This window comes from Pseudomonas sp. DP-17, from assembly GCF_022380625.1.
Lineage (GTDB): Bacteria > Pseudomonadota > Gammaproteobacteria > Pseudomonadales > Pseudomonadaceae > Pseudomonas > Pseudomonas nitroreducens_A.
Window position 1 is genome coordinate 794,621 of record NZ_JAKSXG010000001.1, and the last position, 12,795, is coordinate 807,415.

The 12,795-nt window shown below is 64.0% G+C and carries 16 protein-coding genes; 5 read left to right on the forward strand and 11 right to left on the reverse strand.

Annotation, left to right across the window (positions count from 1 at the left end):
• Positions 1–53: 53 nt before the first annotated feature.
• The 6 genes from MJ122_RS03775 to ffh all read right to left on the reverse strand — a co-directional run bounded on the left by MJ122_RS03775 (position 54) and on the right by ffh (position 4,059).
• Positions 54–467 carry an acyl-CoA thioesterase gene (locus MJ122_RS03775; RefSeq protein ID WP_026079396.1) on the reverse strand — a complete coding sequence of 138 codons (414 nt, stop codon included), beginning with the start codon at positions 465–467 and terminating at the stop codon, positions 54–56.
• A 142-nt stretch (positions 468–609) separates the two neighbouring features.
• Positions 610–960 carry a 50S ribosomal protein L19 gene (gene rplS, locus MJ122_RS03780; protein ID WP_017522234.1) on the reverse strand — a complete coding sequence of 117 codons (351 nt, stop codon included), beginning with the start codon at positions 958–960 and terminating at the stop codon, positions 610–612.
• A 43-nt stretch (positions 961–1,003) separates the two neighbouring features.
• Positions 1,004–1,747, reverse strand: a complete 744-nt coding sequence (gene trmD, locus MJ122_RS03785) for a tRNA (guanosine(37)-N1)-methyltransferase TrmD (RefSeq protein WP_024766884.1) — start codon at positions 1,745–1,747, stop codon at positions 1,004–1,006.
• Between the two features lie 3 nt (positions 1,748–1,750).
• Positions 1,751–2,287 carry a ribosome maturation factor RimM gene (gene rimM / locus MJ122_RS03790; protein ID WP_045210464.1) on the reverse strand — a complete coding sequence of 179 codons (537 nt, stop codon included), beginning with the start codon at positions 2,285–2,287 and terminating at the stop codon, positions 1,751–1,753.
• A 5-nt stretch (positions 2,288–2,292) separates the two neighbouring features.
• Positions 2,293–2,541, reverse strand: coding sequence for a 30S ribosomal protein S16 (gene rpsP, locus MJ122_RS03795; protein ID WP_017522237.1), 249 nt, complete (start codon positions 2,539–2,541; stop codon positions 2,293–2,295).
• A gap of 144 nt (positions 2,542–2,685) precedes the next feature.
• Positions 2,686–4,059 (reverse strand): signal recognition particle protein, encoded by a 1,374-nt coding sequence (gene ffh, locus MJ122_RS03800; protein WP_054907390.1) that lies wholly within the window; start codon positions 4,057–4,059, stop codon positions 2,686–2,688.
• 221 nt (positions 4,060–4,280) lie between these two features.
• On the opposite strand from ffh, the gene MJ122_RS03805 reads away from it, so the two are divergent.
• From MJ122_RS03805 to MJ122_RS03815, 3 genes are all read left to right on the forward strand, one after another.
• Positions 4,281–5,081 (forward strand): inner membrane protein YpjD, encoded by an 801-nt coding sequence (locus MJ122_RS03805; RefSeq protein ID WP_088419691.1) that lies wholly within the window; start codon positions 4,281–4,283, stop codon positions 5,079–5,081.
• Positions 5,082–5,123: 42 nt separating this feature from the next.
• Entirely contained in the window at positions 5,124–6,419 is a 1,296-nt protein-coding gene (locus MJ122_RS03810) for an HlyC/CorC family transporter (RefSeq protein ID WP_088419689.1), read from the forward strand.
• A 286-nt stretch (positions 6,420–6,705) separates the two neighbouring features.
• Positions 6,706–8,019 (forward strand): MFS transporter, encoded by a 1,314-nt coding sequence (locus MJ122_RS03815; protein WP_239742381.1) that lies wholly within the window; start codon positions 6,706–6,708, stop codon positions 8,017–8,019.
• 119 nt (positions 8,020–8,138) lie between these two features.
• Here MJ122_RS03815 and MJ122_RS03820 read toward each other — a convergent pair whose 3' ends face one another.
• The 5 genes from MJ122_RS03820 to MJ122_RS03840 are packed head-to-tail and all read right to left on the reverse strand — an operon-like array spanning position 8,139 to position 11,447.
• Positions 8,139–8,864, reverse strand: a complete 726-nt coding sequence (locus MJ122_RS03820) for an SGNH/GDSL hydrolase family protein (protein ID WP_239742385.1) — start codon at positions 8,862–8,864, stop codon at positions 8,139–8,141.
• Positions 8,861–10,042 (reverse strand): formate-dependent phosphoribosylglycinamide formyltransferase, encoded by a 1,182-nt coding sequence (purT, locus tag MJ122_RS03825; RefSeq protein ID WP_088419682.1) that lies wholly within the window; start codon positions 10,040–10,042, stop codon positions 8,861–8,863. The genes MJ122_RS03820 and purT overlap by 4 nt, the downstream gene beginning before the upstream one ends.
• A 45-nt stretch (positions 10,043–10,087) precedes the next feature.
• The gene (locus tag MJ122_RS03830; RefSeq protein WP_088419680.1) at positions 10,088–10,276 is read right to left on the reverse strand and encodes a DUF1289 domain-containing protein; all 189 of its coding nucleotides are present in this window, start codon (positions 10,274–10,276) and stop codon (positions 10,088–10,090) included.
• Positions 10,273–10,800 (reverse strand): gamma carbonic anhydrase family protein, encoded by a 528-nt coding sequence (locus tag MJ122_RS03835; protein WP_088419678.1) that lies wholly within the window; start codon positions 10,798–10,800, stop codon positions 10,273–10,275. The genes MJ122_RS03830 and MJ122_RS03835 overlap by 4 nt, the downstream gene beginning before the upstream one ends.
• Positions 10,801–10,841: 41 nt before the next feature.
• Positions 10,842–11,447, reverse strand: coding sequence for a CoA pyrophosphatase (locus MJ122_RS03840; RefSeq protein ID WP_026079400.1), 606 nt, complete (start codon positions 11,445–11,447; stop codon positions 10,842–10,844).
• A gap of 126 nt (positions 11,448–11,573) precedes the next feature.
• Between MJ122_RS03840 and MJ122_RS03845 the strand changes: the two genes are divergently transcribed.
• Entirely contained in the window at positions 11,574–12,125 is a 552-nt protein-coding gene (locus MJ122_RS03845; RefSeq protein WP_017522247.1) for an NUDIX hydrolase, read from the forward strand.
• A 53-nt stretch (positions 12,126–12,178) separates the two neighbouring features.
• The gene (locus MJ122_RS03850) at positions 12,179–12,679 is read left to right on the forward strand and encodes a L,D-transpeptidase family protein (protein ID WP_017522248.1); all 501 of its coding nucleotides are present in this window, start codon (positions 12,179–12,181) and stop codon (positions 12,677–12,679) included.
• Positions 12,680–12,795 lie beyond the last annotated feature (116 nt).

Genomic DNA, 12,795 nt, shown 5'->3' on the forward strand with positions numbered 1-12,795 from the left:
AGAAAGCACACAGGCATGAAGCAAGAAGGCGCCCACGGGCGCCTTCTTGCGTTTCAGGCCTCGAAGCCGGGCAGGACCGGCACCGGGCGCTTCTCGTCATCGATGGCGACGAAGCTGAACAGCCCGTGGATGGCCTTCTCGCGGCCGTCGGCGGACATGCTCTCGACGAACACTTCCACCTCGACCTTGAGGCTGGTGTTGCCGACCTTCACCACCCGGCCGATCAGCTCGACGATGGAACCCGCGGGAATCGGGTGCTTGAAGTCGATGCGGTCGGTGGACACGGTCACCAGCGGCAGACGGCAGAAGCGCGTCGCGGCGATGAACGAAACTTCGTCCATCCAGGCCAGCGCGGTACCGCCAAACAGGGTGTTGTGATGATTGGTGGTTGGCGGAAAGATCGCCTTGGTCACTCGGGTTTCGGAAAGCTCCGTACGACGGAGGATTTCCTGTTCTCTGGGGCTCATGCCACTACTACCTGATGCAATGAGGGTGGCTGCCGGTACTGCGGGTGTTGTGCTTCTAATGCGCTGACGAAGGCAGACGAGACAAATCACGGGCAAGAAAAAAGCAGCCCGTGGGCTGCTTTTTTCGGGAACAACCGGCGAATCAGGCCAGTTTTTCCTTGATACGAGCTGCCTTGCCGGACAGTTCGCGGAGGTAGTACAGCTTGGCCTTGCGCACGTCGCCGCGACGCTTGACGCTGATGCTGTCAACCAGCGGGCTGTAGGTCTGGAAGGTACGCTCTACGCCTACGCCGTTGGAGATCTTGCGAACGGTGAAAGCACTGTTCAGGCCGCGGTTACGCTTGCCGATGACAACGCCTTCGAAGGCCTGCAGACGCTGACGGTCGCCTTCCTTCACTTTAACCTGGACGATTACGGTGTCGCCGGGGGCGAACGCCGGAATCTCTTTGCTCATCTGTTCAGCTTCGATCTGCTGAATGATCTTGTTGGTCATTTCGTGCTCCTAAGACAAGCGCTCGGCGCTCGCCATCGATACGTTAACTATCGTTCCGCTGGCGGATGTATTCCTCCAGCAGCTTTTTCTCTTCTCCAGAAAGCGAGCGGCAATCCAGAAGATCGGCACGTCGTTCCCAGGTCCTGCCTAAGGACTGCTGCAAACGCCAGCGCCGGATGTGTTCGTGGTTGCCGCTGAGCAGCACCTCAGGAACACGCTTGTCTGCATACACCTCAGGTCGGGTGTAGTGCGGACAGTCGAGCAGGCCATCCGTGAAGGAGTCCTCCTCGGCGGAGTCCACGTGGCCCAGTGCACCGGGCAACAACCGCGTGACCGCGTCAATCAGCACCATGGCCGGAAGCTCACCCCCGGACAGGACGTAATCGCCAACTGACCATTCCTCATCGACATGCTCTTCAATGAAGCGCTCGTCGATGCCTTCGTAACGCCCGGCGATCAGGATCAGTCGTTCCTCGTTCGCCAGTTCCTTCACGGCCGCCTGCGTCAGCTTGCGACCTTGCGGTGAGAGGTAGATCACCTTCACCGGTCCGCCTGCAGCTTGCCGGGCATCGCCCAGTGCGCCTTCGAGCGGCTTGATTTTCATCACCATGCCGGGACCACCGCCGAAAGGCCGGTCGTCCACCGTCTGGTGACGGTCCTCGGTGTTGCTTCGCGGGTTGAAGCATTGAAGCTGAATCAGCTCCTGCTTGACCGCGCGACTCGTGATGCCATAGTCGCTGATGGCGCGAAACATCTCCGGAAAGATGCTAATGACTCCAATCCACATGAATTAGAAGTCCGCGTCCCAGTCCACCCGCATCTCGCCGGCTTCCAGGTCCACCGATTGCACGCACTGATCCGTATACGGGAGCAGGCGTTCACGGTCGTCCAGGCTGCCTGCGCAGGGCTTGACTACCATCACATCGTTGGCGCCGGTCTCCAGCATGTGGTCGAGGATCCCGAACAGTTGCCCGTTCTGGTCGATCACCTTGAGACCTTCCAACTGACTCCAGTAGAACTCGCCATCGTCCAGCACCGGCAGCTCGCTGCGCGGGACCAGGATTTCGAATTCAGCGAAGGTTCGGGCGATCTCGCGATCATCCAGTCCCTTCAGCTTCGCAACCAGGACATTGCCCTGTACGCGACCTTGAACCAGCTCAGCCTGTCGAACCTCGTTGCCACGCTTGAGCGTCCAGCGACGGTAGTCCAGCAGGTTGTCCAACGGATCGGTAAAGGAATACACCTTCACCTCGCCACGAATACCGTGCACCGATACGATCTTGCCGAGAACAACCATCTCCTCGGCGGGAGCAGGATTCGTGTTCATCGATCTCAGGCAGCCTTGGCGGCGTCCTTGATCAGCTGAGCAACACGCTCAGACGGTTGAGCGCCTTGGCTCAGCCAGTAGTTCAGACGCTCCTGGTTGACCGAGAACTTGACTTCGGCGCCAGTGGCGACAGGGTTGAAGAAGCCGACGCGCTCGACGAAACGGCCGTCACGAGCGTTGCGGCTGTTGGTCACGGTCAGGTGATAGAACGGGCGCTTCTTGGAGCCGCCACGAGCCAGACGAATGGTTACCATGCGTACGTTGTTCCTATGGTTTGCTTGCAAAAAAGAAATGCAGCCCTCGGGCACATAGCCCGAAAGGCCGCATATTCTATGAGCTAAAGCCCCGCGCCGCAAGCCGCAGCGCGTCCGGCCCGCCGGGCGGCGAGCCGTCTGGCCTCACATCTTGGGCATGCCGCCGGGGAACATGCTCCCCATGCCGCGCATCATCTTGGCCATGCCGCCCTTGGCGGTGACCTTCTTCATCATCTTCTGCATCTGCTTGTGCTGCTTGATGAGGCGACCAACATCCTGCACCTGGGTACCCGAACCCATGGCGATGCGGCGCTTGCGCGAGCCGCTGATCACTTCCGGATCACGGCGCTCGGCGGGGGTCATGGAGTTGATGATCGCCTCCATCTGCTTGAACTGCTTCTCCGCCGCGTTCTGCGCGTTGCCCATCTGCGACAGGTTGACGCCGCCGAGCATCGGCAGCTTGTCCATGAGGCTGCCCAGGCCACCCATGTTCTTCATCTGTTGCAGCTGATCGCGGAAGTCTTCCAGGTCGAAGCCCTTGCCCTTCTTGATCTTCTTCGCGAGCTTCTCGGCCTTCTCGCGGTCCATGCTCTGCTCGGCCTGTTCGATCAGGCTGAGCACGTCACCCATGCCGAGGATGCGCGAGGCCACGCGGTCGGGGTGGAACGGATCGAGCGCTTCGCTCTTCTCGCCCATGCCGAGGAACTTGATCGGCTTGCCGGTGATGGCGCGCACGGACAGCGCCGCACCGCCCCGGGCATCGCCGTCCACCTTGGTCAGCACCACGCCGGTCAGCGGCAGCGCATCGTTGAAGGCCTTGGCGGTGTTGGCGGCGTCCTGGCCGGTCATGGCGTCGACCACGAACAGGGTTTCCACCGGCTTGATCGCCGCGTGGACCTGCTTGATCTCGTCCATCATGTCGGCGTCGATGTGCAGACGGCCGGCGGTGTCGACGATCACCACGTCGATGAATTTCAGCTTGGCTTCGCGGATCGCAGCTTCGGCGATGGCCACCGGCTTCTGGCTGGTATCGGACGGAAAGAAGGTCACGCCGATGTCGCTGGCCAGGGTTTCCAGCTGCTTGATCGCCGCCGGGCGGTAGACGTCGGCGGATACCACCAGCACGGACTTCTTCTTGCGTTCCTTGAGGAAGCGCGCCAGCTTGCCGGCGGTGGTGGTCTTGCCCGCGCCTTGCAGGCCGGCCATCAGGATGACGGCAGGGGGTGCGGCGTTGAGGTCGAGGTCCTCGTTGGCCGCGCCCATCAGCTCGACCAGTTCGGCCTGGACGATCTTCACGAAGGCCTGGCCCGGGGTCAGGCTCTTGGAAACCTCGGTGCCGACCGCGCGATCCTTGATCTTGGCGACGAAGTCCTTGACCACCGGCAGGGCCACGTCGGCTTCCAGCAGGGCCATCCGCACTTCGCGGAGCGTGTCCTTGATGTTGTCCTCGGTCAGCTTGGCCTTGCCGGTGACGTGGCGCAGCGTTTGCGAGAGGCGATCTGTAAGGTTTTCGAACATGCGCGTTCCTAATCAGGCCCGGATGGACCAGGGTTTGGCTTGTCAGCAAGCCGGCGATTATAACCAAGTGCGGCCAGCGCCAACACCGCCGATGATCCCGATGTGACGGACCGCTTCGCAGGCCAGAAGCGAACTGTTCTCAGCCGCTTTCTAGGCGCGGGCGATCTGTGCCAAACTCACTACCTTTCGGGTCCCCCGTCGAAGGACTGTTCCAAGGACTTATGCAACCTCTGCTGCCCAGCCTGATCGCCGCCGTCCTTTATATCGGCACCACCGCCTACCAGGGCGCAAGCCTGGCCCGCCGCACCCCGCCGCAAAAATCGCTGCTCCTCGTGCTGGGCCTCGTCGCCCTGCTCTGCCAGGCCTACAGCCTGAGCCAGGAGCTGCTGACTCCCGCGGGCCTGGCGCTGGACTTCTTCAACGCCGCCAGCCTGATCTCCGCCGCGGTCACCGCGCTGACCCTGCTGGCGTGCCTGCGCATCCCTGTGCACAACCTGCTGCTCTTCCTTTATCCGCTCGGCGCGCTGACCACGCTGCTGGCCGTGCTGGTGCCCCACGGCACCATCGAGCCGATCAACGAGCAGCCGGGTATTCTCGCCCACATCCTGCTGTCGATTCTCGCCTACGGCCTGCTCACTATCGCCGTGGTCCAGGCACTGCTCCTGCTGGTGCAGGATCATCAGCTCAAGCACAAGCACCCGTCTGGCCTGATCCGCAACTTCCCACCGCTGCAGACCATGGAAAGCCTGCTGTTCGGCTTCCTCTGGGGCGGCTGGTCGCTGCTGTCGCTGTCGCTGATCTCCGGCTGGCTCTTCGTCGACAACCTGTTCGCCCAGCACCTGGCGCACAAGACCATCCTCTCCTGCTTCGCCTGGGTGGTGTTCGGCGTGCTGCTGTGGGGCCGCCACCAGCTCGGCTGGCGCGGCCACAAGGCGATCCGCTGGACCCTCGCGGGTTTCTGCCTGCTGATGCTGGCCTACTTCGGCAGCAAGCTGGTCAAGGAATTCATCCTGCACATCTGACGCTAACGGCGGCGCCGGAGCGCCGCTGAAGGATATGCGCGCATGGAAGAGATCCACCCCGGCTACCTGATCGGCCTGCTGGTCTTCCTGATTCTCTGCTCGGCGTTCTTCTCCAGCGTCGAGACCGGCATGCTCAGCCTCGACCGCTACCGCCTGCGCCACCTGTCCAAGCAAGGCAACCGGGGCGCGCGGCGCACCAGTTGGCTGCTGCTGCGCACCGACCGGCTGCTGGGCACCATCCTGATCGGCAACAACTTCGTCAACATCATCGCCTCGTCGCTCGCCACGCTTCTGGCCCTGCGCCTGTGGGGCGAGGCCGGCGTGGCGGTCGCCACCGTGGCGCTGACACTGGTCCTGCTGATCTTCGGCGAGATCACCCCCAAGACCTATGCCGCCCTGCGTCCCGAGCGCGTGGCCTTCCCCGCCAGCCTGCCGCTGATCTGGATGCAGAAGCTGTTCAGCCCCCTGCTCTGGCTGATGACCGGCATCAGCAACCTCCTGCTGCGCATGGGCGGCCTCGACCCGACCCAGCGCGGCAACAAGCCGCTGAGCAACGACGAGCTGCGCAGCGTGGTCACCGACTCCAGCGAGAAGCTCACCCACAACCGCCAGGACATGCTTCTGAGCATCCTGGACCTTGAAAAGATCACGGTGAACGACCTGATGGTGCCGCGCAACGAAGTGCAGGGCATCGACCTGGACGACGAGCTGGAAACCATCATCGGCCAACTGCGCAACACCACCCACACGCGCCTGCCGGTGTTCCGCAACGACATCAACCAGGTGGAAGGCGTGGTGCACATGCGCCAGATCGCCCGCCTGCTGACGCATAATCAGTTGACCAAGGACAGCCTCAAGGCCGCGTGCCTGGAGCCCTATTTCGTGCCTGAGAGCACGCCGCTGTCGACCCAGCTGATCAACTTCCAGAAGCAGAAGCGCCGCATCGGCATCGTCGTCGACGAATACGGCGAGGTGATCGGCATCATCACCCTGGAAGACATCCTCGAAGAGATCGTCGGCGAGTTCAGCAACCAGAACACCCTGCGCAACCCGGACATCCACCCCCAGGCCGACGGCACCTACGTCATTGAGGGCTCGGCCAACCTGCGCGATGTCAACCGCGCCCTGGGCTGGCAACTGCCCAGCGATGGTCCCAAGACCCTCAACGGTCTGGTCACCGAAGCGCTAGAGCAGATACCCGACTGCGCGGTGTGCCTGAAGATCGGCCGCTACCGCCTGGAAATCCTCCAGTCCGGCGAAAACCGGGTGAAAAGCGTGCGCGCCTGGCTGCCCGGCGCACCGCCCAGGGAAGCCCCCTACACCGACGAGCTTGCCTGAGCTGCCCCACCCGCCCCTATAATCCGGACGGCTTACCCAGCCTCCCGCCTGTGCCCGTCGTTACCCTCGACGCCGCGCCGGCCAGTCAATCGCACGCCCCGCCGAGCCTCGACCCTGCGTCGTTGCCTTGCGAAGCAGCCGGCCTCGCCCTGACCCACCGCGAGCCGCGCCCACCCTGCCCCGATCCCGGGCTGCGCTCGCACTCACGCCATGGCGATGCCTCAAGAAACGCCGGACACGACCGCCAGAGTCGTCGCCGCGCCTGACTGCCAGGGATATCCCCCGTATGACCAGCGCTACCCTCGAAGCCGCACAACCGGCCGAACAGACCAACTCCACCACCCGCGTCGCGGTGGCCAGCTTCATCGGCACCGCCATCGAGTTCTACGACTTCTACGTCTACGCCACCGCCGCCGCGCTGGTGATCGGTCCGGTTTTCTTCCCGCAGACCTCCGGCACCGCCCAGGCGCTCAGCGCCTTCATCACCTTCGGCATCGCCTTCCTTGCCCGCCCGCTGGGCTCGGCGCTGTTCGGCCACTTCGGCGACCGCATCGGGCGCAAGTCGACCCTGGTGGCCTCGCTGCTGCTGATGGGCATCTCCACTACCCTCATCGGCCTGCTGCCCGGCTACGACAGCATTGGCGCCTGGGCGCCGATACTGCTTTGCGTGCTGCGCTTCGGCCAGGGATTGGGGCTGGGCGGTGAATGGGGTGGCGCTGCGCTGCTGGCCACGGAGAACGCACCCAAAGGCCGCCGCGCCTGGTTCGGCATGTTCCCGCAGATGGGCCCCTCCATCGGCTTCCTTGCCGCCAACGGCCTGTTCCTCTGCCTGGCCATGTTCCTCAGCGAAGAACAGTTCCGCACCTGGGGCTGGCGCATCCCGTTCGTGCTCAGTGCCGTGCTGGTCATCGTCGGCCTGTACGTGCGCCTGAAACTGGTGGAAACCCCGGTATTCGCCAAGGCCATGGAACGCCACGAGCGCTCGAGCCTGCCGATTGCCGAGCTGTTCGCCAAGCACTGGCGGCCGACCCTGCTGGGCGCGCTGGCGATGGTGGTCTGCTACGCCCTCTTCTATATCTCCACGGTGTTCTCGCTGAGCTATGGCGTCAGCACCCTGGGCTACAGCCGCGAGGATTTCCTCGGCCTGCTGTGCATCGCCGTGCTCTTCATGGCCGCTGCCACGCCGGTCTCCGCCTGGCTGAGCGACCGTTTCGGGCGCAAGCCGGTACTGATCGTCGGTACCCTCGCCGCCATCGCCTCGGGCTTTGCCATGGAGCCGCTGCTGAGCCAGGGCTCGTCGGTGGAAGTGGCGGTGTTCCTGTCGCTGGAACTGTTCCTCATGGGCGTGACCTTCGCGCCCATGGGCGCCTTGCTGCCGGAACTCTTCCCCACCCACGTGCGCTACACCGGCGCTTCGGCGGCTTACAACCTGGGCGGCATCCTCGGCGCCTCGGTGGCACCGTACATCGCGCAGAAGCTGGTGGGCATGGGCGGCCTGAGCTGGGTAGGCGGCTATGTCTCGGTCGCAGCTGCGCTCAGCCTGCTGGCAGTGCTGTGCCTGCGCGAGACCCGCGAGGCAGACCTGAACGACATCCGCTGAGGCTTTTGTGTATGAGCGAGCCTGCTCGCTCATACAAAGAGCAAGTCGCTCCGGGCACGGCCCTGGCCTCAGCGGCATGCCGGGATGTGTCGGCGTACAACCGCGAACGGTTGTGCGCCCTACGACTGCACCAGCCACTGGGCCAGGTGCTCGCCCCAGACCTGGTAGCCCAACGCCGATGGGTGATAGCCATCGATGGCGAGGAATTGCGGCTGCATTTCCAGGCTCACACCGCAATAGCCCGCGCCGTGCGCCAGCGCCAGAGCACTGAGCTGACGATCCAGCAGCGTCGCGCGCCAACCCAGCAACTGCCGCAATAACCAGGGCAAGGCCGTGAAGTGCTGCAACGGCGGCACCGCCGTGCACACCACCCGCGCGCCACGGCGGCGGAAGTGTTCGATCAGATACGCAAGGGAGGCCAGCCAGCGCTGGCTGGAACTGAAGTGCGTGGTGTCGTTGACGCCGAAGACCAGTGCCACAAGGTCGTAGTCCTGCTCGGCCACCAGCGGCAGCAGGCGTCGACAGGCTTCGCCGGCAGTGATGCCGTTCTCCCCTGCTGCACGCCAGACGACGGGCCGCTGGAGACGGCCGGAAAGCGCCGAGGCCAATCGGCCAGCCAACGCAAAATCCAGGCAGGACGCGCCCACGCCGGCAACGGTGGACTCACCCAGCAGCAACAGACGGAAGGGTTCGCCGGCACGCTCTGCGCCCGCGACGCCTTCGCTGACGCCCGCAGCGGGTGCCAGGCGCAAGGCCGTGCGTCGTGTGCGCAGGGCCATGGGCAGGGCCAGCGGCAGCAGCGGCAACGCCGCCGCCCACCACATCAGCCCCGCCCAGCGGCTCACAGTTCGACTTTGACCGCCTGGGCCGAACGGGTGGCCTTGGCGCGGGCTGCGTCGATCGACTCGTCGCGCGCCAGAGCCACGCCCATGCGGCGCTGACCGTCCACTTCCGGCTTGCCGAACAGGCGCAGCGCGGTATCCGGCTCGCTCAGGGCGGCGCCGAGGTTGCCGAAGGACACCTGCTGCGACTTGCCTTCCACCAGGATCACCGCCGAGGCCGAGTCGCCCAGTTGGCGGATCACCGGGATCGGCAGGCCGAGGATGGCGCGGGCGTGCAGGGCGAACTCGGAGAGGTCCTGGGATATCAGGGTCACCAGACCGGTGTCGTGCGGACGCGGCGAGACTTCACTGAACCACACTTCGTCGCCCTTCACGAACAGCTCCACGCCGAACAGGCCTCGGCCACCCAGCGCTTCGGTGACTGCCCTGGCCACCCGCTCGGATTCGGCCAGCGCCTTCGGGCTCATGGCCTGGGGCTGCCAGGACTCGTGGTAGTCGCCTTTCACCTGGCGGTGGCCGATGGGCGCGCAGAAGGTGGTGCCGCCGATATGCCGCACGGTCAGCAGGGTGATCTCGTAGTCGAAGTCGATGAAGCCTTCGACGATGACCCGGCCCTTGCCGGCGCGGCCGCCTTCCTGAGCGTAATCCCATGCGGTCTTCAGGTCGGCGTCGGACTTGAGCACGCTCTGGCCCTTGCCCGAGGAGCTCATGATCGGCTTCACCACGCACGGGTAGCCCACGGCGGCGACGCCAGCGGCGTAGTCCTCGTAGGTGTCGGCGAAGTGATAGGGCGAGGTCGGCAGGCCCAGCTCTTCGGCGGCCAGGCGACGGATGCCCTCGCGGTTCATGGTCAGCTGGGCGGCACGGGCTGTGGGGATGACGGTGTAGCCTTCGTTCTCCAGTTCGACCAGGGTTGCAGTGGCGATGGCCTCGATCTCCGGCACGATGTAGTGCGGCTTCTCCTGCTCGATCACCGCGCGCAGGGCGACGCCGTCAAGCATGCTGATTACATGGCTGCGGTGCGCGACCTGCATGGCCGGCGCATTGGCGTAGCGATCGACGGCGATGACTTCGCAGCCCAGGCGCTGCAGTTCGATCGCCACTTCCTTGCCCAGCTCGCCGGAGCCACAGAGCAGTACGCGGGTCGCGCTCGGCGACAGGGGAGTTCCAATACGGGGCATTGCGGGAAACCTCGGGAAGGGAAAGTTCGAAACGGGAAAACGGGTTCAGGCCAGTACGCCTTGCTCGCGGGCGCGCTGCTCGCAACGCAGGAGCACCTCGCGGCGCTCGGCGTTGTCCATGAGGCCCCAACGGGTGATTTCGGCAGCGCTGCGCTGGCAACCCAGGCAGATATCGGCGTCGTCCAGCGTGCAGACGTACACGCAGGGCGAGGCCACGGGGCGTTCCTGACTCATTCTTCTTCCTGCTCGGCCAGGTCGCGGGCATAACGCTGGGCGTTATGCACATAGTGGGCGGCGCTGGCTTCGAGCATCTTCTTCTGCGGCTCGGTCAGCTCGCGCACCACCTTGCCGGGGGAACCCATCACCAGCGAACCATCGGGGATTTCCTTGCCCTCGGGGATCAGCGCGTTGGCGCCGATGATGCAGTACTTGCCGATCTTCGCGCCGTTGAGGATCACCGCGTTGATGCCGATGAGGCTGTAGTCGCCAACCGAACAGCCGTGGAGCATGGCGTTGTGGCCGATGGTCACGCCCTTGCCCAGGGTCAGCGGGAAGCCCATGTCGGTATGCATGACGGTGCCGTCCTGCACGTTGCTGTGCTCGCCAATGTGGATCAGCTCGTTGTCGCCGCGCAGCACGGCGTTGAACCACACGCTGGCGCCGGCTTCGAGGCGTACCTTGCCGACGACCGTGGCGTTGGGGGCGATCCAGCTTTCCGGATGGGTTTCGACTCGGGACGAGCCCAGGCGGTACTTCATGGGTTTCTCCTCAGGCGGGGGCCGCTCTTTATTATCGGGTCTCAGCTCAGCTTGATGAACTTCGACGGCGGCTGGTGCAGGTCGATACGGGCGTCGTACAGCAGGTTCAGCAACTCGACCAGCATGATCGCGGACAGGCCCCAGATCTTGTAGCCCTCGAACAGGTAGCTCGGGACGTACCAGCTGCGGCCGAAATAATCGATACGGTGGGTGGTTTCCCGCGGGTCGCCACGGAAGAATTCCAGCGGCACCTTGAACACGGCGTCGATCTCACCGTCGTTGGGGCGGTACTCCACGAAATCGGGGACGAAGCCGACGAACGGCTTGACCAGTATGCCGTGCCGCGAAACCAAGGTGCTCAGCGGCCCGACGACTTCCACCAGGCCAGGCGGCAGGGCAATCTCCTCCTGGGCCTCGCGCAGGGCGGTATGGATCAGGTCAACGTCTTCCGGGTCGCGGCGCCCGCCGGGGAAGGCAACTTCGCCGCTATGGGTCGAGAGCCCGGTCGCGCGCAGGGTGAGCACGAGCTCTTCCTGGGGAGTGATGGGAAGCAGGACCGCCGCTTCCGGGAAGCTGTGGTCCGTTTCAAGGTCGCTTGGCGTATGCGTCTGTATGCGTTGGCGCAGCTGGTCCAGCATGCCGAACATCCTGCGGGGGCCGATTCTTCTAATTGAAGGATCATGGCACGAAAGACGCCCCTACCCAACCCCCGCCCCTTGCTGGGCGCCTTGCGCAGCGCGCAAGATTGCTCCATTCGATAACAAGGAAGCGGCATGAAATTCTGCAGCCAGTGCGGCGCCGGCGTGAACCTGCGCATCCCCAGCGGCGACAACCGTCCGCGCTTCGTCTGCGACCAGTGCCAGACCGTGCATTACCAGAACCCGCGCATCGTGGCCGGCTGCCTGCCGGTCTGGGAAGGGAAAATACTCCTGTGCCGCCGCGCCATTCAGCCGCGCCAGGGTTTCTGGACGCTGCCAGCGGGCTTCATGGAAAACGGCGAGACCCTGGAACAGGCCGCCGCCCGCGAGACCCTCGAGGAAGCCAACGCCCGCGTCCATGGCCTGCAGCTCTATACGGTCTTTGATCTGCCGCATATCAGCCAGGTTTATATCTTCTTCCGCGCCGAACTGGCCGACCCGGACTTCTTCGCCGGCGATGAAAGCCTGGAGGTGCAACTCTTCGAAGAATCCGACATTCCGTGGGACGAGCTGGCTTTCCCCACCGTGGGCCGTACCTTAGAATATTTCCTGGCGGATCGGATGGTTCAGAACTTCCCGGTACGCAATGAAGGGATTCTCCCAATGCTTGCACAGAAAAAGAACTAATAAGCTCATATACCGCCTCTAAGGCATTAGGAACTACCGGGGAACACCACTCGATGCGCTGGCTGATTGCCGTACTTTGTCTGACCTTCGCAGCGTTCTCGCATGCCAACGCGACGCCCACGCTCGACGGCCACATCGACAAGATTCTCGTGCTCAAGTCTGAGCGCAAACTGCACCTCATGAGCAACGGCAAGGTGCTCAAGAGCTACCGCGTGTCCCTGGGCAAACGCCCGCAGGGGCCGAAGCTTGCCGAGGGCGACAATCGCACGCCGGAAGGCTTCTACTGGGTCGACTGGCGCAAGACCAGCGACAAGTACAACCTCTCCATGCACATCTCCTATCCCAACGCCCGCGACGTAGCCAAGGCACGGGAAAAGAGCCTTTCGCCCGGCGGCATGATCATGATCCACGGCACGCCGATGGATGACGAATACCCCGAGTGGTACTTCTCGACCCTGGACTGGACCAACGGCTGCATCGCCATGACCAACGCCGACATGCGCGAAGTCTGGAGCCTGGTCAAGGACGGCACGCTGATCGAAATCCGCCCCTGACCAGACCATACTGATACCAGCACTCCCCTGAAACGCCGCCACGGCCCCGCCATGGCGGCGTTTTTCGTTGTACCCGGAAGCCACTTCCTATCCGCTGCAAGCCTTTCTCCCAGCTG